The organism is Jatrophihabitans sp. YIM 134969 (genome assembly GCF_054456675.1).
In genome coordinates this window covers 42,244-60,117 of record NZ_JBTJEQ010000009.1, presented here as the reverse complement: position 1 = coordinate 60,117, position 17,874 = coordinate 42,244, and the positions used below count along the sequence as shown (strand labels likewise).

The 17,874-nt window shown below is 73.3% G+C and carries 20 protein-coding genes; 13 read left to right on the top strand and 7 right to left on the bottom strand.

The genetic code is table 11. The annotated features are described in order from the left end of the window. Window positions 1-209: 209 nt before the first annotated feature. The 4 genes from ACXR2U_RS07085 (at window position 210) to ACXR2U_RS07070 (ending at window position 4,077) form a co-directional block, all read left to right on the top strand. Window positions 210-1,619: a dipeptidase gene (locus ACXR2U_RS07085; protein ID WP_458824254.1), complete on the top strand. Its 1,410-nt coding sequence runs from the start codon at window positions 210-212 to the stop codon at window positions 1,617-1,619. Between the two features lie 9 nt (window positions 1,620-1,628). Then, window positions 1,629-2,015 carry a DUF3253 domain-containing protein gene (locus ACXR2U_RS07080; RefSeq protein WP_458824253.1) on the top strand — a complete coding sequence of 129 codons (387 nt, stop codon included), beginning with the start codon at window positions 1,629-1,631 and terminating at the stop codon, window positions 2,013-2,015. Window positions 2,016-2,151: 136 nt separating this feature from the next. Continuing rightward, complete coding sequence (locus tag ACXR2U_RS07075) at window positions 2,152-3,207, top strand: metallophosphoesterase (RefSeq protein WP_458824252.1); 1,056 nt, start codon at window positions 2,152-2,154, stop codon at window positions 3,205-3,207. Between the two features lie 33 nt (window positions 3,208-3,240). After that, complete coding sequence (locus ACXR2U_RS07070; RefSeq protein WP_458824251.1) at window positions 3,241-4,077, top strand: LamG-like jellyroll fold domain-containing protein; 837 nt, start codon at window positions 3,241-3,243, stop codon at window positions 4,075-4,077. 9 nt (window positions 4,078-4,086) lie between these two features. Here the strand turns inward: ACXR2U_RS07070 and ACXR2U_RS07065 are convergent, their stop codons facing one another. Both ACXR2U_RS07065 and ACXR2U_RS07060 read right to left on the bottom strand, forming a co-directional pair. Then, window positions 4,087-4,911: an N-acetyltransferase family protein gene (locus tag ACXR2U_RS07065; protein WP_458824250.1), complete on the bottom strand. Its 825-nt coding sequence runs from the start codon at window positions 4,909-4,911 to the stop codon at window positions 4,087-4,089. Window positions 4,912-4,918: 7 nt separating this feature from the next. Then, window positions 4,919-5,746 (bottom strand): alpha/beta fold hydrolase, encoded by an 828-nt coding sequence (locus ACXR2U_RS07060; RefSeq protein ID WP_458824249.1) that lies wholly within the window; start codon window positions 5,744-5,746, stop codon window positions 4,919-4,921. Window positions 5,747-5,853: 107 nt separating this feature from the next. Here ACXR2U_RS07060 and ACXR2U_RS07055 point away from each other — a divergent pair, with 107 nt between their 5' ends. Genes ACXR2U_RS07055 through ACXR2U_RS07035 form a run of 5 tightly spaced genes read left to right on the top strand, consistent with a single transcriptional unit; the run spans window position 5,854 to window position 10,300 of the window. Then, complete coding sequence (locus tag ACXR2U_RS07055; RefSeq protein ID WP_458824248.1) at window positions 5,854-6,237, top strand: winged helix-turn-helix transcriptional regulator; 384 nt, start codon at window positions 5,854-5,856, stop codon at window positions 6,235-6,237. A 24-nt stretch (window positions 6,238-6,261) separates the two neighbouring features. Beyond that, window positions 6,262-7,569 carry a M16 family metallopeptidase gene (locus ACXR2U_RS07050; protein WP_458824247.1) on the top strand — a complete coding sequence of 436 codons (1,308 nt, stop codon included), beginning with the start codon at window positions 6,262-6,264 and terminating at the stop codon, window positions 7,567-7,569. Continuing rightward, complete coding sequence (locus ACXR2U_RS07045; RefSeq protein WP_458824246.1) at window positions 7,566-8,900, top strand: M16 family metallopeptidase; 1,335 nt, start codon at window positions 7,566-7,568, stop codon at window positions 8,898-8,900. The genes ACXR2U_RS07050 and ACXR2U_RS07045 overlap by 4 nt, the downstream gene beginning before the upstream one ends. Further along, window positions 8,890-9,909 (top strand): NAD(+) diphosphatase, encoded by a 1,020-nt coding sequence (nudC, locus tag ACXR2U_RS07040; protein ID WP_458824245.1) that lies wholly within the window; start codon window positions 8,890-8,892, stop codon window positions 9,907-9,909. Before ACXR2U_RS07045 ends, nudC begins: the two co-directional genes overlap by 11 nt. Window positions 9,910-9,958: 49 nt before the next feature. After that, complete coding sequence (locus ACXR2U_RS07035; RefSeq protein WP_458824244.1) at window positions 9,959-10,300, top strand: hypothetical protein; 342 nt, start codon at window positions 9,959-9,961, stop codon at window positions 10,298-10,300. Between the two features lie 129 nt (window positions 10,301-10,429). On the opposite strand, the gene ACXR2U_RS07030 is transcribed toward ACXR2U_RS07035, so the two are convergent. From ACXR2U_RS07030 to ACXR2U_RS07020, 3 genes are read right to left on the bottom strand one after another with little or no spacing between them, the layout of a single operon-like run. Beyond that, on the bottom strand, window positions 10,430-10,954 hold the full coding sequence (locus tag ACXR2U_RS07030; protein ID WP_458824243.1) for a GNAT family N-acetyltransferase: 525 nt from the start codon (window positions 10,952-10,954) through the stop codon (window positions 10,430-10,432). 3 nt (window positions 10,955-10,957) lie between these two features. Beyond that, window positions 10,958-11,614: a nucleoside/nucleotide kinase family protein gene (locus tag ACXR2U_RS07025; RefSeq protein ID WP_458824242.1), complete on the bottom strand. Its 657-nt coding sequence runs from the start codon at window positions 11,612-11,614 to the stop codon at window positions 10,958-10,960. Next, window positions 11,615-11,878 carry a mycoredoxin gene (locus ACXR2U_RS07020; protein WP_458824241.1) on the bottom strand — a complete coding sequence of 88 codons (264 nt, stop codon included), beginning with the start codon at window positions 11,876-11,878 and terminating at the stop codon, window positions 11,615-11,617. A 90-nt stretch (window positions 11,879-11,968) separates the two neighbouring features. Here ACXR2U_RS07020 and ACXR2U_RS07015 point away from each other — a divergent pair, with 90 nt between their 5' ends. The 4 genes from ACXR2U_RS07015 to ACXR2U_RS07000 all read left to right on the top strand — a co-directional run bounded on the left by ACXR2U_RS07015 (window position 11,969) and on the right by ACXR2U_RS07000 (window position 15,166). Then, window positions 11,969-14,008 (top strand): ATP-dependent helicase, encoded by a 2,040-nt coding sequence (locus ACXR2U_RS07015; protein ID WP_458824240.1) that lies wholly within the window; start codon window positions 11,969-11,971, stop codon window positions 14,006-14,008. Between the two features lie 117 nt (window positions 14,009-14,125). Then, a complete protein-coding gene (locus tag ACXR2U_RS07010) occupies window positions 14,126-14,359 on the top strand; it encodes a hypothetical protein (protein WP_458824239.1) in 234 nt (77 codons plus the stop codon). Between the two features lie 208 nt (window positions 14,360-14,567). Continuing rightward, window positions 14,568-14,924, top strand: a complete 357-nt coding sequence (locus ACXR2U_RS07005) for a WhiB family transcriptional regulator (protein WP_458824315.1) — start codon at window positions 14,568-14,570, stop codon at window positions 14,922-14,924. Further along, the gene (locus ACXR2U_RS07000; protein WP_458824238.1) at window positions 14,921-15,166 is read left to right on the top strand and encodes a hypothetical protein; all 246 of its coding nucleotides are present in this window, start codon (window positions 14,921-14,923) and stop codon (window positions 15,164-15,166) included. Before ACXR2U_RS07005 ends, ACXR2U_RS07000 begins: the two co-directional genes overlap by 4 nt. A gap of 166 nt (window positions 15,167-15,332) precedes the next feature. On the opposite strand, the gene ACXR2U_RS06995 is transcribed toward ACXR2U_RS07000, so the two are convergent. Both ACXR2U_RS06995 and ACXR2U_RS06990 read right to left on the bottom strand, forming a co-directional pair. Next, window positions 15,333-16,655, bottom strand: a complete 1,323-nt coding sequence (locus ACXR2U_RS06995) for an ABC1 kinase family protein (protein ID WP_458824237.1) — start codon at window positions 16,653-16,655, stop codon at window positions 15,333-15,335. Window positions 16,656-16,755: 100 nt separating this feature from the next. Continuing rightward, window positions 16,756-17,820 (bottom strand): hypothetical protein, encoded by a 1,065-nt coding sequence (locus ACXR2U_RS06990; RefSeq protein WP_458824236.1) that lies wholly within the window; start codon window positions 17,818-17,820, stop codon window positions 16,756-16,758. Between the last annotated feature and the right edge of the window lie 54 nt (window positions 17,821-17,874).

Here is a 17,874-nt window from a genome sequence, read left to right as displayed (position 1 = left end):
ATCCGCGACTCTTCGGGAGTCGTGCGATGCGGCATACGCCGGGACCGCAAGGAGAAGGAGTACGTCATGACTGACGACAACGGTGGCTACGGCCCCTGGGACGACTGAGGTCGCCCGCGAGCGCATCCCGCGCTCGCCCCACACGTGAGACCGGACGGCCGGGGAGCACACGCTCCCCGGCCGTTCGCCGTCCCGCTAGCGTGGCGGGCGTGACCGCACCCACGACCGTCCGCGAGTACGTGCAGGCCCACCGCGCCGACCTGCTCGAGTTGCTCGACGCCTGGCTCCGGATCCCCGGCATCAGCGCCCAGCCCGAGCACGCCGACGACGTCCGCCGCAGCGCCGCGTGGTTCGAACAGGCCTGCCGCGACGTCGGGTTCCCGACCGTGGAGATCTGGGAGACCGCGGGGATGCCGACCGTGTACGCGGAGTGGCGGAGCGCCGACGCCGACGCCCCCGTCGTGCTCGTCTACGGCCACCACGACGTGCAGCCGGTCGACCCGATCGAGCTGTGGCACGCCGACCCGTTCGACCCGACCGTCGAGGGTGACCTGCTCAAGGCCCGCGGCGCGTCCGACGACAAGGGTCAGTTGCTGTTCCACCTGCTCGCGATCCGCGCCCACCTCGCCGCGACCGGACGGGACACGCCGGCCGTCACGCTGAAGTTCCTCATCGAGGGCGAGGAGGAGTCCGGCAGCCCGAACTTCGAGGACCTGCTCGCCGAGCGCCGCGACCGGCTCGCGTGCGACGTCGTCGTCATCACCGACACCGGCATGCTCGCGCCCGACGTCCCGAGCAGCGTCACCGGCATGCGGGGGATGGTCACCGGTGAGCTGAAGTTCCACGGCCCGGACCTCGACCTGCACTCCGGCGTCTTCGGCGGCGCGGTGCCGAACCCCGCCACCGCCGTCGCCGAGTTCGTGGCCAAGCTGCACGACGCCGACGGCCGGGTCGCGATCCCCGGCTTCTACGACGACGTCCTCGACCTCACCGCCGAGGAGAAGGCCCTGTTCGCGAAGGTGCCCTTCGACGAGGACGGGTTCCTCACGGTCAGCAAGTCCCGGGCGTTGGTCGGCGAGGCCGGTCAGTCGACGCTGGAACGCATCGGCGCCCGCCCGACCGCCGAGGTCAACGGCATCGGTGGCGGCTACCAGGGTCCCGGCAACAAGACGATCATCCCGTCAGACGCCTTCGTGAAGCTGTCGTTCCGGTTGGTCGCGAACCAGGACCCGGCGGCGATCATGGCCGCGGTCGAGGACTTCACCCGCGCGAACGTCCCGACCGGCATCCAGGTCACCGGCGACTGGGAGGGCGACGGCGTCAAGGCGTGCGTCGTGCCCATCGACACCGCGGCCTACCGCGACCTCACCGCCGCCATCAGCGAGGCCTGGGACGGCGCCGAGGTGCTGCCCACCCGGGAGGGTGGCAGCGGACCGGAAGCCGCCATCGCCGAGGTCATCGGACGCCCGTTGGTCTTCCTCGGCGTCGGCCTGCCCGACGACCAGATCCACGCGCCGAACGAGAAGGTCAACATCTCCATGCTGCTGAAGGGCGCCGAGGCCGCCGCTCTGCTGTGGTCCCGCTTCGCCGAGACCGGCGCCGCCGCGCTGCGTGGGTAGACCTCCACCATGAGCAGGGCGCAGGGGAGTTCCACCCCCGAACCGAAGACCTGCGCCTCCTGCGGTCGCACGATCGAGTGGCGCAGGAAGTGGGCCGCGAACTGGGACGACGTCCGCTACTGCAGTGACGCCTGCCGGGGTCGCAAGGTCTCGGCCGTCGACCGCAAGCTCGAGGAGTCCATCCGGTCGCTGCTGGCGGCGCGGTCGGGCACGATCTGCCCCAGCGACGCCGCCCGCGCCGTCGGCACCGAGGACGGCTGGCGCGAGCTGATGGAACCGGCTCGCCGGGCCGCGCGACGCCTCGTCGCCGCGGGCGAGGTCGAGATCACCCAGGGCGGCCACGTGGTCGACCCGTCGACGGCCAAGGGTCCGATCCGCATCCGCCGCGCCCGCTGACCGGGTGAGAACGAACCGAATTCTGTGTACTCCTGCCGCCGCAGGCGGCAGGAGTACACAGAATTCGCGGGTCGAGCGCGGTCTGTTGCCGTGAGCGTCACCGGGTGTTCGCACTCCGGACCTAACGTCCGTTGCCGTGTGCAACGACCACCCCTGTGACCGTCCCGCCCTCGATCACGCCGGCCGCCCGTTCTCCACGGGACGTCCGGCCACCAGCCGTCGCGCGTTCCTCCGTACCGGTGGGCTGATCGGAGCGGGCGCCGCCGTGGCGACCGGCCTCGGCCTGCCGTCGGCCACGTCGGCGGCCGCGGCGCCCGCGCCCGCGCCCGCCGCGACGTGGAAGCCCGACACCACGAGCCCCCGGTTCACCCTCGCGGTCATGCCCGACACCCAGTACCTGTTCGACGGCGCGGCCATCCACCCCGGACCGTTGCAGGCGTCGCTGCAGTGGTTGCTCGACCACCAGGCCGAGCACAACATCGTCTTCCTCGCCCATCTCGGCGACCTCACCCAGAACGGCCAGCCCGCCGAGTTCGCGGCGATCGGCAAGGCCTTCTCCGTGCTGGACAAGGCCCACGTCGCCTACAGCGTGCTCGCCGGCAACCACGACATCGACGGCAGCAGGTACGACGACCAGCGCGGCTCGAGCGCGTACCTCTCGACGTTCGGACCGGCGCGGTTCGCCGGTTCGCCGAGCTACCGCGGCAGCACCCCGGACGGCTACAACAGCTACCACGTGTTCCGCGCCGGCGGCCGGCAATGGCTGCTGTTCGCGCTCGACTGGCGCACCAGCGACGCGAACCTGGCGTGGGTCGAACGGATCCTCGCCCGCTTCCCGACTGCCGCCGCGATCGTCACCACCCACGACATCGTCGGCGCGTACGACGACGGCAGCGCAGGCTTCGACGAGTACGGCCAGCACCTGTGGGACCAGCTGATCTCCCGCCACGACCAGGTGTTCCTCACGCTGAACGGCCACTACTGGCCGCCTGCGAGGACGACGATGCAGAACGCGGCCGGCCACGACGTCCACCTGCACCTCGCCAACTACCAGAACCGCTACTACGGCGGCGCGGCGATGCTCCGGCTGTACCACGTGGATCTGGAGCGCGACACGATCGACGTCGAGACGGTCTCACCGTGGGTGCTGGGCCAGGACCCGACCGAGCGCAACGAGCTCGAAGCTCAGTAGGTCGAACTCACCACCGACGTCGACCGCTTCAGCGTGGCCATCGACTTCACCGCGCGGTTCGCGGGGTTCGCGCCCGTGCCACCACGTCCGGCGCGGCCCGCGCGTTCGGTCATCGTCCCGGGCACGGTCGCCTACTGGCGTTTCGACGGCGGTGCCGACGGCACGGCCCTCGCCTCGGGCACCCGGGTGCGCGACCTCACCGGCCACGGCAACGACCTGGTCGTCGCGCACCGGACCGGCGCGCCGGCCGACGCGGTCACCTGGACCACCGACCACCACCCCGACCAGCCGGCCCACGGCAGCATCGACCTGGCCGGCGGGCGCGACACGGGGCTGTACCTCCAGACCGTGCCCAAGGCCCCGATGAACGCGGCGACGTTCCCCCGCGCGTACACCGTCGAGGCGTTCTTCAAGATCCCGGCCGACTTCGACGGCGGCGCCAACGGCTGGGCTGGGATCCTGTCCCGGTGGGGCACGCCGGCGGAGGCCGGTCACTCCACGGCCGCCGGGGGCGACCCCGACGAGGCGATCGCGACGTTGAGCCTCTCGGCGTCACGCGAACTCCAGTGGGCCGTCTACCCGCTGGACCTCGACGGGTCACTCACCAACTGGGGGCACGAGTTGCCGACCGACGTGTGGTGGCACGTCGCGGTGGTCAACGACGGCCGTCACACGACGATGTACGTCGACGGTTGCCCCGTGGTGCGCAACCCCAGCACGGTCAACCGCGGCCTCGCCACCATCGGCCGGGAGTGGCTGCTCGGCGCGGTCGACTACGGCCGCGAGATCGACCAGGTCTGGTACGGCGCGATCGGCGACGTCCGCGTCGTCGAGGGCGCGCTCACCCCGTCGCAGTTCATGAACGCCTGACCGACCACGTCAGCCGAGGTCGACGGCGAACACGGTCGAGCGGGCCGTGTACCCGAGCGACCGGTAGAGCCCGTACGCGGTGTCGTTCGCGCCGAACACGTTGAGCCCGAGCTGGCGGTCACCGACCCGGACCGCCTCGCACTCGGCGGCCAGCATCGCCGCCCGGCCGAGGCCCTGCCCGCGCCGGTCGAGGTGGACCGCGACGTCGAAGGTGAAGGTCTGGTCGGAGCCGGGCTCCGGGTCCCGGTGACGCGGCCAGTGGTGACGCAGCCAGAGGTCGCCGACCGGCTCACCGTCCTGGGTCAGCGTCAGCAGCCGGGTGTCGACGGTCGCGGGGCCGTCGGGCAGGAACCGGTCGTACGAGTCGCGGGCCCGCTGCAGCGCGAGCTCCAGGTCACCCCCGCTGCGGGCGAGGTCGTCGCGGGCGTACTCCTCGACGCTGGTGCTCCGCCACGCCTCGAACTCGTCGGCGGTCATGTCGCGGACGTCGAAACCCTCGGGCAGCGTAGGGGCCCCGGCGGGAGCGGGCTTGACCATGAACCGGCTCAGGACCGTTGCATCCTGCAACACGGTCAGCAGTTCGGTCTGGTCGTCGCCGACCTGCACGGTCATGGCCGTCCGACCGGCCTCCGCGGCGTGGGCCCGCGCGGCGGCGAGGAGTTCGGGGTCGCGGTGGGAACCGGTGGTGCCCGCGATCCGGCCCACCGTCACGAGCCCGCGCTCGACCTTCCAGCCGACGTGGCCCACCACGGAGCCGTCCGACGTCGCCGTCATCCACTCGTCGCCGGCGGCGACCTCGACCCCAGCCGGACCACCGGGATGAAGTTCGATCACCCGCCGATCATGCCCAGAACTCTCGCAGCGCCGCGACCAGGTCGGCCGGCCGGTCCAAGGGGATGAGGTGTCCGCACTCGTCGAACTGTCGTCCGGAGACCCGGTCGCCGAGCGGCTTGAGCTGTCGGAACAGGGCGTCGCCCACCGGGTGCGCCCCGATCGCCAGTGTCGGCACCGTCAGCCCGGATGTGGCCAGCGCCGCGATCTGGGCGGCCGACTCCGGCATCGCGCGGTAGTACTCGAACGCGCACCGCAACGACGCGCGCCCGGTGTAGGCCGCCACGAAGGCGTCGCGGAGGTCCGGCGCGACACCCCGGCCGCCCCAGGTGCCGGCCCGCAGGAACCAGTCGACGTACTCGGCCTCGTGGCCCTCGAGCACGGTCTCGGCCAGGTCGGGCACGGCGTGGAAGCCGAACCACCACGGCGGCCCGGCGGCGAGGAACGCCTCGGCGCCGGGCAGGGTCCCCGCGAGCGACTCCATCACGACGAGGCGTCGGACCCGGCCGGGCTCGGTCAGCGCCGCGACCAGGGCGGGCGGCGCGCCCGCGTCGACCCCCACCACGTCAGCGGGTCCGTCCTCACCCAGCGCGTCGAGCAGGGCCAGCGCGTCGGCGGCGAGGGTGCGGGCGTCGTACCCGTGCGGTGCGCGGGTCGTGTCGCCGAGTCCGCGCAGGTCGGGTGCGATCACGCGGTGGTCGCGGGCGAGGTCGGGCACGACCTCCGACCACAGCGCGCGGGTGTGGGGGAAGCCGTGCAGGAGCAGGACCGGCGGCCCCTCGCCCGCGACCGTGGCGGCGATCTCGATGCCGTTGGCCCTCACCCTGACGTCGTCCACGCCCGTGCTCCCGTCCCGTTGCCGGTTACTGTTGGTGACCAGGTGAACGTAGGAGAGCGCCGCGGTGTGCGACAGACGGCACTTCGAGGGAAGGTGGTGACGTCGGGGTGACCACCTCGCGACGACCGAGGGCCCAGCGCGGTGACCTGTTCGATCCGGCGTGCCCCACCCGGCAGTTGCTGGACCGGGTCGGCTCGAAGTGGGTCGTCATGGTCGTGACGGTGCTCGAGGCGGCGACCGAGCCCGAGGTGCGCTTCGCCGAACTGCGACGACGGATGCCCGGTGTCTCGCAGAAGATGCTGGCGCAGACGCTCAAGCAGATGGTCGCGGACGGCGTCGTCGCCCGGCGGGTCGAGCCGACCGTTCCGCCCGCGGTGCACTACTCCCTCACCGGCCTGGGCCGCTCGCTCGCCGTGCCCGTCGCGGCCCTCAAGGAGTGGGCCGAGGCCCACATGGCCGAGATCGACGCCCACCGCGCCGCCACCCCGTGAGCGTGGGTGCCTAGGGTGGATCGCGTGGCCCGTGCCGTGACCCTCCCGTCCCCGTCGTTCACCTTCCACCGCGAGACGCTCGGCAACGGCCTGCGCGTGCTGATCTCGCCGGACCGCTCCGCGCCCGTGGTCGGCGTGGCCGTCCTCTACGACGTCGGGTTCCGCTCCGAGCCCGAGGGTCGCACCGGCTTCGCCCACCTGTTCGAGCACCTGATGTTCCAGGGCTCCGCGACGTTGGAGAAGCTCGCGCACTTCCGGTACGTCCAGGGCAGCGGCGGCGTCTTCAACGGCAGCACCCACCCCGACTACACCAACTACTTCGAGGTGCTGCCGAGCAACGCCCTCGAGCGCGGGCTGTTCCTCGAGGCCGACCGCATGCGCCGGCCGCGGATCACCCAGGACAACCTGGACAACCAGCTCTCCGTGGTCAAGGAGGAGATCCGGGTCAACGTCATGAACCGGCCGTACGGCGGGTTCCCGTGGCTCGAGCTGCCGCCGGTGCTGTTCGACACCTTCGCCAACTCCCACAACGGCTACGGCGGTTTCGAGGACCTGGAGTCGGCCACCACCGCCGACGCCGAGGACTTCTTCACCCGGTACTACGCGCCGGGCAACGCCGTGCTCTGCGTGGTCGGCGACCTCGACGTCGAGGACACGATGGCCATGGTGCGCACGCACTTCGGCGACATCCCCGCCGGCGCGCCGCCCGTCCGTCCCGACTTCGGTGAGCCGCCGCTGACCGCCGAGCGCCGGGCGCAGGCCCACGACCAGCACGCGCCGATCCCTGCCGTGGCCATCGGTTACCGCGTGCCCGACCCGGTCGGCGACCTCGACGCGCTGCTGGCGTTCGTGGTGCTGGCCGAGGTCCTCTCCGACGGCGACGCCTCGCGGCTGTCGGTCCGACTGGTCCACCGCGACCGGCTGGTCACGGACATCGGCGCCTACATCGGCGAGTTCGGCGATCCCTTCGACGAACGCGACCCCACGCCGTTCACCATCACCGCTCACTACCCCGACGCCGGGTCGCTCGACACCATCCTCGCGGCGATCGACGAGGAACTCGCCCGCATCGCCGGCGGGGACCTCGAGACCGCGGAGATCGACCGCGTCCGCGCCCGGCTCGTGGCCGGCATGAGCAAGGAGCTCGACTCGGTGATGAACCGCGCCCTGGAGTTCGCGAAGTTCGAACTGCTGCACGGGCGGGCGGAAGTGATCGAGGAACTGCCGGCCCGCCTCGCCGCCGTCACCCCCGACGACGTCGCCCGCGCCGCCGCGGCTCTCGCGCCGCACGCCCGCGCCGTCGTCGAGCTCGTGCCGGGCGGTGCCGCGTGAGCGCCCCCGTGACGGGAGTCCCCGCGCTGACCGCGCCGGTGCGCCCGAAGAAGCTGTCGGTCACCGACCGCGTCCTCGACAACGGGCTGCGGGTCGTCGCCGTCCGCCGCACCGGGGTGCCGCTGGTCGAGCTGCGCCTGCGGGTGCCGTTCGCCTCGCCGAACGCCAAGCGCCCGGCCCAGGCGTCGTTGCTGTCGGACGCGATCCTCACCGGTACCGAGCGCTACGACCGCGCGGGTCTCGCCGCGGCCATCCAGGCCCTCGGCGGCGACCTCGGGGTCGGCGTCAACGCCGACCGCCTGCAGGTGTCCGGGTCGGTGCTCGCGACCGCGTTGCGGCCGATGCTCGACCTGGTCGCCGAGGTGCTGACCGCGGCGTCGTACGTCCCCGCCGAGGTCGACGTCGAACGCGCGCGGCTGGCCGAACGCCTGACCATCGCGCGTTCGCGCGCCGGGACCGTGGCGAGCGAGGCACTGGGCCGCGCGATGTACGGCGACCACCCGTACGCCCGTGACCTGCCCCAGGTCGCGGACATCGAGGCCGTCACCCCGGCGCAGCTGCGACGGTTGCACAGGGATGCGATCGTGCCCGAGGGTGCGACGCTCGTCGTGGTCGGCGACGTCACCCCGGCGCGCGCCATCGCGGCGGTCGAGCAGGCCCTCGCCGGCTGGACCGGCGCGGCGAGGACCCCGCGCATGCCGAAGCTCCCGCCGATCACCGGCGGCGCGTTGCAGCTGGTCGACCGGCCCGGTTCGGTGCAGTCGTCGCTGCGGATGGGCACCACCGCGCTGCGTCGCACCGACGACGGGTACCCCGCCCTGCAGCTGGCGAACCTCGTGTTCGGCGGGTACTTCTCCTCGCGTTGGACCGAGAACCTCCGTGAGGACAAGGGCTACACGTACGGCCCGCACAGCCGCATCGAGCACGACGCCCTCGGGTCGTCGCTCACCCTCGACGCCGACGTCTCGACCGAGGTCACCGCGCCCTCGTTGCTGGAGACCGAGTACGAGATGGGCCGCATCTCCACCCTGCCGGTCACCGAGGCCGAGGTGGAATCGGTGCGGCAGTACGCGACGGGCACGCTGGCGCTGTCGATCGCCACCCAGGCGGGTCTCGCCTCGACACTGTCGACGTTGCTCGGCAACGGCGTCGGTGTCGACTGGCTCGCCGAGCACCCCCGACGCCTCGCCAAGGTCACGGTCGACCAGGTGTCCGCCGCGGCCGCGGAGTTCTTCGCGCCGTCGCGGTTCGCACGGGTGATCGTCGGCGACGCCGCGACGGTCGAGGGGCCGCTCGGCCGGCTCACCGAGGTCGCGCGCGATGCCGGCTGAGGGTTCCTCGATCGAGGGCTCGCGCCCGCCCGCGAACGCGTTGGCACTCTCGCGGCTGGCCCACGATCGCGCGGCCCACCGCCGCACCGATCAGGCGTGGCTCGACGCCGAGTGGGAGCACGCGCGGGTCCTCGTGATCACCACGGCCGGTCTGGTCGCCGTCGTCGACACCGAACTCGACGGCGGCACGGTCGAGACGGGCGTGCTGTACGTACGCGGTGGCGACGTCGCGTCCGGCGCCCCGCCCGCGGTGTCGCCCGGGCCGATCTTCCTCGGCGTCGACGGCCCGGCGCCGTTCTTCGCGCACGTCGTCGCCGCCGACGCCACACCGCCGGAAGGCGCCCGGTTCGCGAACCTGCGCGACGTCGGTGCCGCGGTCGACGAACTCGACGCCGGGTTGCTCACCAGTGCCGTCGCCCTCGTCGCGTTCCACACCCGCAACGGGTTCTGCCCGCACTGCGGCGCGCCGTCGGTGCCGGACCACGCCGGCTGGGTGCGTCGCTGCACCAACGAGGGGATCGACCTGTTCCCCCGCAGCGACCCCGCCGTGATCATGCTCGTCCACGACGGCGGTGACCGGTGCGTCCTCGGCCGCCAGCAGGTCTGGCCCGCGGGCCGGTTCTCGGTGCTGGCCGGGTTCGTCGAGGCCGGCGAACCGTTCGAGGCCGCCGTGGTCCGCGAGGTCGGCGAGGAGGTCGGGCTCGACGTCACCGACGTCCGCTACGTGGCGAGCCAGCCGTGGCCGTTCCCGCAGTCGCTCATGATCGGCTGCACCGCCCGGGCCACCACCGATCAGATCGTGCGCCGGGACGAGGAGATCGCCGAGGCGTTCTGGTTCACCCGCGACGAGGTCCGCCAGGCCGTCACGTGGGACGCCGCCGTCGACTTCGAACGGGCGGGCGGCGCGGAGCTGCCGGGCTTCGGCCCGGACGGTGTCCTGAAGGCGCTACCCGGCCCGGTGTCGATCGCGCGCCAGCTGCTCGACGCCTGGGTCGACGGCCGTCTCTGACCCCGCAAACTGCTTGCTCCGCAGCGAGCTCGCGCGGGAGCCTCGCCCGGTGACGTCCCGTGACCTCGGCCCCGCGCACGAGCCGTTCCTGGCCGCCGCCGCCGCCACCGACGCGGCGCGGAACCGGGCCGAGGTCGACCTCGGCCTCGCACGCGAGTTGCTCGGCGAAGCAGCGGTCATGTTGCACAACGGCTTGGCCTGCGACGGCCTCGACGAGCACGACCAGCGCGCCGTGATCGATGCCCTGTGCATCGATCTCCTGGCACCTGACCCCGGCACCGCGGTGCGGGCACGGGGTCAGGCCGCGCTCGACGGCGTCCCCGGCGACCTCCACGACCCCGAGGCGGTCTTCGCCGCCCACCTCACCGCGGCCGCGATCCTGCGCCTCTGAGCCACGGGGTCGGCAACGGCTCACGGCCGGGTGGCCACGGTGAGCAGGTGCGAACCCGCCCCACGCACCGGAGATCCCTCCTCGCCCGCACAGGCCGCGGCGAGGTGTCGCCGCGCGGCGCCCGAGGTTTCAGGCCGTGAGGACGTAGAGCGCGCGGTCGACCTTGCGGTCGGGGAACTCCAGACCGCCCGCCTCGACACCGGCGAGTTCGAAGCCCAGCCGCTCCGGCACGGCGCGCGAACGGCTGTGGGAGGCCGCGACGCCCACCTCGATCCACTCGACGCCGCGCTCCTCGAGGGCGTACTCGACCATGCGACGCACGGCGCGGGTCACCAGGCCGTCGCCCTCGTGCTTGGCGTCGACGAAGTAGCCGATCGAGGCGCGGGTGCGGTCGGACTCCAGCCAGAGGCCGACGGTGCCGACCGGCTCGTCGTCCCGCAGGATGAAGGCGAAGACAGCGCTGCCCTGCGCGAAGCGGTCCAGGCAGTAGCGGACCCATCCGGACGGGTCGTCGAGCGCGCCGTCCTCGGCGGCCCAGGGCTCCCACTCGCGCAGGCGGTCGGCGTTGTCCTGCCACAGGGTGTCGAGCACCGCGACGTGTCGCCGCTCGACGAGCCCCAGCGACACCACGTCGTCGGCCCGCATCGAGAACATGCCTCATGGTACGGCGAGTGCCGGGTGCCGCGGGTCCTCGACGCGCACGACGACGTCGGCCCGCGCGGCCGGTCGCGCCTCGCGTTCGTACCGTTCGAACACCGGCAGCGTCCACGCGTCGGCCTCCGGCGTGCGGCGCGCGAGAGCGGCCGCGGACGCCGACAGGTGCACGACGACGTCGGCGTCCACGCGCAGGTTCCCGAGCTCGTCGGGGACGAGCAGCAGCGAGCCGGACAGCAGCAGCACCGAACCGGGGAGGGCGGTCTCCCGCGCGGCGCGGGTCGAGCGGTTGGTCGACGGGTCGCGCAGCGACGGCAGCCAGGTGCCGTCACCGTCGGGTCCCAGGGTCGCGAGCACTTCGCGGTCCAACGCCCCGAAGTCGATCCAGCCGTCGTAGAGCGAGAGCTCGTCCCGGTGGCCGTACTCCAGGCGCAGGGAGGCGTCACGCCAGAAGGTCTCGGCCCGGACCCGCAGCGGCGCCCGACCGAGGGTGCGCAGCGGTTCGACGAGACGGTCGGCGAGGTCGTGCGCTCCGGTCGCCGGGGCACCGTCGACCAGCACGCGGACCGTGCGGTCCGAGGGCGCCACGTGGGCGCGGGTGACGACCTCGAGGAGGTGGTCGGTGAGCGCCTCGGGGTCGACCGGCCGGAACCGGGGCACTCAGGCGAGTGCGGCGAGCCGCTCGGTGACCTCGCTCGCGGCGGGGTTGGTGAGCGAGGACCCGTCGGCGAACACCACGGTGGGGACGACCCGGTTGCCGTGGTTGATCTCGGTGACCAGCGCCGCGGCGGCGTCGTCACGGTCGACGTCGACCTCGCGGTAGCCGACGCCCGCTTCGTCGAGATCGGCCTTCAGGCGGTGACAGAACGGGCACCAGCCCGTGGAGTACACGATCAGGTCCGGCTTCGGCAGGTCAGCGCTCATGGTGGAGTCCACGGTACGCAGCCGCGTCGTCGTCCACAGCCCCACGGTGGCCCTCGGAAGTGTCGGTGCCGACTGGCACCATCGGTCGACGTGGGCGACCCGGCGACCGAACGCATCCTCACGGGCCTGGACCCGGAGCAGCAGGAGGCGGCGCGTGCCGTCCGCGGCCCCGTCTGCATCCTCGCCGGCGCCGGCACGGGCAAGACCCGCGCGATCACGCACCGCATCGCCTACGGCGTCGCCTCGGAGGCGTTCCCGGCCGGCCAGGTGCTGGCGCTGACCTTCACCGCGCGCGCGGCGGGGGAGCTCCGCACCCGGCTCCGCGGCCTCGGTGTCGGGGGCGTGCAGGCCCGGACCTTCCACGCGGCCGCCCTGCGGCAGCTGACCTACTTCGCCCCGCGCCTGCTCGGCGGGGGACTGCCCCGTGTCGTCGACCGCACGCTGCCGCTCGTCGCCCAGGCGGCGCAGTCGGCCCGCCTGCGCCTCGACCGGGCCGAACTGCGCGACCTGGTCGCGGAGATCGACTGGGCCAAGGCGACGCTCGCAGCCCCGGAGCAGTACGTCGAGCGGGCGGGCGCGGCCGGGCGCGCGATCTCGGTGCCGGCGCCGACCGTCGCCGACCTCTACCGCCGCTACGAGGCGGCCAAGGACGAAGCGGGCTCGGTCGACTTCTCGGACCTGCTGCTGCTCATGGCGGCGGGCATCGAGACCGTGCCGGAGATCGCCGAGGAGGTGCGCTCCCGCTACCGCCACTTCGTGGTCGACGAGTACCAGGACGTCTCGCCGTTGCAGCAGCGGGTCCTCGACGCCTGGCTCGGCGACCGGGACGACCTCTGCGTCGTCGGCGACCCGAACCAGACCATCTACTCGTTCGCCGGAGCCACACCGGACCACCTGTTGCGGTTCCCGCGGCGCTTCCCGGGTGCCGCGGTGGTGCGCCTCGAACGCGACTACCGGTCGACGCCCCAGGTGGTCGCTCTCGCCAACGCTGTGGTGCGGCCGTCGCGCCTCGGGGTGGCCGGTCCCGGGGGACGCCCGGTCGACGGCGTGGGTCTGACGCTCGTCGGGCAGCGGCCCGACGGTCCGGAGCCGGTGTTCCGCGAGTTCGACGACGAACCCGCCGAGGCCGCCGCGGTCGCCGCCTCGTGCGCCGCGCTGGTCGAGCGGGGGACGCCGGCAGCGGAGATCGCCGTGTTGTTCCGCGTCAACGCGCAGTCGGAGGTCTACGAGCAGGCGTTCGGTGCGGCGGGGATCCCGTACGTGCTGCGCGGCGGCGAGCGCTTCTTCGACCGGCCCGAGATCCGCGAGGCGCGGCTGTTGTTGCGTGGTGCAACGATCAACGAGGATGCCGAGAAGCCCCTGCGGCAACGGGTCGCGGAGGTGGTCGCGGGGCTCGGCTGGCACGAGGACGCTCCGCCCGCCGGTGGCACCGCACGCGAGCGGTGGGAGTCGATCGCGGCGCTCGTGGCCCTGGCCGACGATCTCGTCGGTGTCTCGCCCGAGGCCGGCATGCGCGAACTCAACGCCGAACTGGACCAACGCGCGGCGGCGCAGCACGCCCCGACCGTGCAAGGCGTCACGCTCGCCTCGCTGCACGCCGCCAAGGGCCTGGAGTGGGACGCCGTGTTCCTCGTCGGCATCACCGACTCCACCCTGCCGATCGCGCACGCCACCACACCGGACCAGGTCGCCGAGGAACGCCGGTTGCTCTACGTCGGGGTCACGCGGGCCCGTGAGGTGCTGACCATCTCCTGGGCGCGGGCCCGCAGCGCCGGCCAACGTGGCAGCCGCCGCCCGAGTCGCTTCCTCGACGGCCTACGCCCCGGCGCCGAGGACGCCCCCCGCAAGGCGCGGCGCAAGGCGGGCGCCGTCCCCGAGGGGTCGGACGCCGCGACCTTCGGCCGGTTGCGGGTCTGGCGCAAACGCCAGGCCGAGGCGCAGGGCGTGCCCGCGTTCGTCGTGTTCTCCGACGCCACGCTGGTGGCGATCGCCGACGCCGCACCGTCGTCACGCGCGGCGTTGTCGCGCATCGCGGGCGTGGGATCGGTCAAGCTCGACCGCTACGCCGAACCGGTGCTCGCCGTGCTCGGCGGGCAGGACCCCGAAGCCGTCGAACCGGTGTCGGTGTAGCCCCATCGCGCAGCACGATCTGAACGGATCGTTAATTCGGTTGTGGCGTTCTCTCAGGCTGCGATAGCGTCTCGCCCGACACAGCGCGCAGCAGCGCGCCTCGGATGCAGTGAGGAGGTGGCCACCGTGGAGAACTTCAGCCAGACCAACGGTCTGTGGCAGGGCAACGCCTGCTCCGGTGCTGGGTTCCTCGTGCCCGCCTCCGCCGCTCCGTACGCCGCCACCGGTCTGTCCTTCGCCGGCGCCGTCGTCGTGACGGATGCCGCCGCCGGCCTCGGTCAGCCGAAGGCCATGCGCACCCACAAGTCCATCACCCGTCCGGGGAACCCACCTCGAGGTCGACACCGCTGAGCGATCAGCGCCGGCTCACCTCGAGGCCGCGGTTCCCTTCCTGGGAACCGCGGCCTCTTCCGTTTGTCGGGCCACGCACCGCACTCCGGTTCCCTCCGCAGACCAGCACCCAGACACCCATCGCAACAACCAGGAGGTGACCGTCATGAGCACGACTCTCGACACCACACCCGTGACGTGCCCGACGACCGACCACGGTCCGACGGTCATGCCTGCCCGCGATGCCGACGCCTTCACCGCTCCGACCGTCACGGTCGACGCGCTCGAGGGTGTCACCGACGACGAGAGCACCGACGTGATCATCACCTTCGACAGCGACGAGCTGCCGTGCCGCCAGCACGACGCCGACCTGTGGTTCGCGGAGAAGCCCGCGGACCTCGAGACGGCGAAGTCCCACTGCCGTGAGTGCCCGCTGCGGGCCGAGTGCCTCGAAGGCGCACTCGACCGGGGCGAGCCCTGGGGCGTGTGGGGCGGGGAGATCTTCGACCGTGGGGTCGTGATCGCCCGCAAGCGGCCGCGCGGACGCCCGCGCAAGCACGACATCAGCACCCCGGTCGCGGCATGACCGCCGCCCGGACCACCGACTTCACCCCTCAGGAGAACACCATGTACGGACTGCAGGAAGCCCTGTCCCGCGAGCGATGTGCCGACCGCCGTCGTGAGGCGGCCCGGTACCGGCTCGGACGCCAGGAGGCCTCGGCGCGGCGATGGCGTCGTCGCGCCGAGTCCGCCCGCCAGCGGGCCGAGAGCTACGAGGCGGGCGTGGCCGAGTCGGCCCGCCGCGACTACGAGCTCGCCGGCCGCTGACCCGATCCGCTCGTCCCAGTCGAGCGCGGGTCGGCACCACCCGCCCGGTCCGTCGGCCGGTGCGGGTCACACCCCGAAGGCCCGGACGTCTGTCGTCGAGACGTCCGGGCCTTCGTCGTCCCCGTGCGTCGCGTGGGCCCCGGGAGGCCGGACCGCGACGGGCGGGTCAGACGACGGAGTCGGGATCGGCGAAGCCGGGGTACCACTTCTCGGCGATGCCGCGGTACGGCGCGGTGGAGCCGAGCTGGCACAGGATGCCGAGCGAGCCGAGGGTCACGCGGTGCATGAGCAGGTACTCCGGCGGCAGGTTCAGGCTCCGGCCGACGCGGGCTTCCTCGCTGCGCGGATCGCCGACGCGGGCGGCCTGGCCGCGCATCCACTCCCGGGTGAAGGTGAACTCCGGGACGGCGAGCGGGTCGAGGATCGGGCGCAGGTACCCGAGGATCGCGTCGGGGTCGGCCTTGACACCGGGACGGACGAACTTCTCCCGTGTCATCAACCGCATCATGGCGTCGACGTCGCCGTCGACGGTGTAGCGGGTGAGCGCACCGAGGGTGCGGGGGGTGCCGTTCGGCATCCGCGCCACCGCGCCGTAGTCGATGAGCCCGAGCCGGTCGTCGGGCATGATCCGGAAGTTCCCGGGGTGGGGGTCGGCGTGCAGCATGTGGGCGCGTTGCGGGGCGCCGAAGTGCAGCAGCGCCAACAGGTACCCCGCACGGTCGCGCTGCTCCTGGGTGCCGTCGGCGATGACGTGGGCGAGTGGGGTGCCGTCGATCCACTCGCTGACGACGACCTTCGGCGCACTCGCGACGACCTTCGGGACCAGGATGTCCTCGTCGCCCTCGTACGCCGCGGCGAAGGCGCGCTGGGCGTCGGCCTCGAGGGTGTAGTCGAGCTCCTCCTCGATCCGGTCGCGCAGTTCGGCGAGCAGCGGCTTGACCTCGATGCCCGGTGAGATCCGCCCGAACAGGCGGGCGAGGCGCGACATGGTCGCGAAGTCGGCCATCAGCGCGGGGCCGGCGCCCGGGTACTGGATCTTGACCGCGACGGTGCGGCCGTCCTTCCACGTGGCCTTGTGGACCTGGCCGATGCTCGCGGCGGCAGCGGGCACGTCGTCGAACTCGGCGAACCGGGTGCGCCACGAGCGGCCGAACTGTTCGTCGAGCACGCGGTGCATGACGTCGGCGCCCATCGGCGGCGCCGCCTCCTGCAACTTGGTCAGCGCCTCGCGGTAGGGGGCGGCCGCCTCCTCGGGCAGGGCCGCCTCGAACACCGAGAGCGCCTGCCCGAACTTCATCGCCCCGCCCTTGAGCTCGCCCAGGACGGCGAAGATCTGCTCGGCGGTGCGGGCCTGGATCTCGGCGTTGACGGTGTCGGCGGACTGGCCCGCGAGACGGCGTCCGAACCCGACGGCCGAACGTCCGGCCGCGCCGAGCGGCAGTGACGCGAGACGTGCTGTACGCGCCCCCCGCTGGGGGATGTCACTCATCGGCGGAGCCGGGTGTTCCTTCGGGAGGCCACACCGCCATTCTGCCTCGCCGCCTCCTCGGGCGCCGCCGGGACACCCCGTGGTCGACCCCCGGGCGCCCTCATCCCCACGCCGCGCGGCACCCGCACTCGGGGTGGGGTCGCCGGGGCCGCCGCCGGGGCGCGGCCCAACCGGGTCGCAGCTCGTAGGAGCCGTCGAGCGTGCCGCCCGCGGTCGGGTCGTCGTCGAGCCAGCGCAACACGAGGTCGGCGGCGAGCGCGCCCACCCGGACGGCGAGACCGGGGTCGGGGGCGGCGTCGGTTCCGGCTCGCGCGAGCAGTTGGACGGCCAGCACCGACCAGGCGGGGTCGTGGTCGAGGCGGTGCAGGTCGGCGCACCGCAGGCACGCCGACACCCCGGGCAGGACGAGCGGGCCCACCTCGCCGCGGTCCGAGTCGACGTGGACCGCGAGGTGGGCGCGGGTCGTGCGGTGCAGCAGTTCCCGGAGCTCCGGCTCGACCGGGGCGTCCAGGCAGACGACGACGAGGTCGGGCTCGATGTCGGCCGGCGGGGAGACATCGGTGCGGGGGGCCGCGCGCGCCACGGCGTCGGCCGCGGCGGCGGCGAACCGACGGCCCTCGTCGGCCGCGGTCAGCCCACCCGGGAGCAGGTGGCGCCGTCGCACGGTGCCGGTCGACGCGAAGCCGACCGCCCCGACGCCCGCGGCGGCCAGCAGCGCCCCGATGTAGGCCGACACCCGGGTGACGCCGACGACGTCGACCCGGGCCCGCCGGCGGACCGCCGTGGGATGCGGGCGTTCGACGCCGAGATCGGCGTCGAGGGACCGACCGGGGAGGACCCCGCCGATCGGGTCGGTGAGCTCGGCCGCCGGCTCCGCCCGGACGTAGCCCAACTCGGCCAAGCGGTACAGCGTGGCGAGGTCGACAGGCCCCGGGCGGGCCGCGGGTTCGCGACGGGCCGGCCCGGCGCCGCCGAGCGGCCGGGGCGGGCGGGCCAACGAGGCGGCGACGCCCCGGTCCAGGCCGGAGACGACCACGCCGACGTCGCCCGCCTCGAGGTGGAAGCTGCCGTCACCGCGCCAGAGCATCCGGACGCCGGGCGCGAGCCGGAAGTGCGCCGCGGCGTCGTCGATCCCCGGCAGCGGCACGGTGGTCGAGACGGTCACGGACGGACTGTGGCACGACGACGACGCCGGCGGGACGGCCGATCCGCGACCTGT